Origin of the sequence: Flagellimonas alvinocaridis (assembly GCF_004916895.1) — a bacterium.
Lineage (GTDB): Bacteria > Bacteroidota > Bacteroidia > Flavobacteriales > Flavobacteriaceae > Flagellimonas > Flagellimonas alvinocaridis.
Genome location: NZ_SNTZ01000094.1, coordinates 1 through 432 on the forward strand (window position 1 = coordinate 1; position 432 = coordinate 432).

A 432-nucleotide genomic window follows, 5' to 3' on the forward strand; every position below is an offset into this window, starting at 1 on the left:
CTTTCAATTCAATCGTTCGAGTTTTAAACTCGAACTGATTATCTTTCGTAGGTAGTAGCTCCTCTCCGTTAGGACTTTCTAATCAAAAGTTATAATGTCTGAAGGAGAAGGCTCTGTCAATATTCCGGGTGGTCCGCCTCGCCCGCCGCCAGGCGTGCAACCGGACGACCCCATAGATAGGCGTACTTTACGCGACTTTATGCAACCTCCTAGGCAAAACAGGTCCTCCTATTTAGATCTACCTGCTCCAGCAAATCCAAATAATGCTTTCGTCGTTAAAACCGGAATGATAAGTCAACTACCTACTTTCCATGGTGTTGATTCTGAAAACCCCTATGCCCACATAAGTGATTTTGATGGAATTTGTGCGTTATTCGATGACACTCGAGTCTCGCCAGATGTCATTCGTCTCAAACTGTTCCAATTTTCTCT

Annotated in this window: 1 protein-coding gene; it reads left to right on the forward strand. The window is 44.4% G+C overall.

What is annotated here, in order from left to right; translation table 11 throughout:
* Window positions 1-94 precede the first annotated feature (94 nt).
* Window positions 95-432, forward strand: a 338-nt coding sequence (locus EZV76_RS17360) for a hypothetical protein (protein WP_236640958.1), incomplete at its 3' end; no start/stop codon positions are given.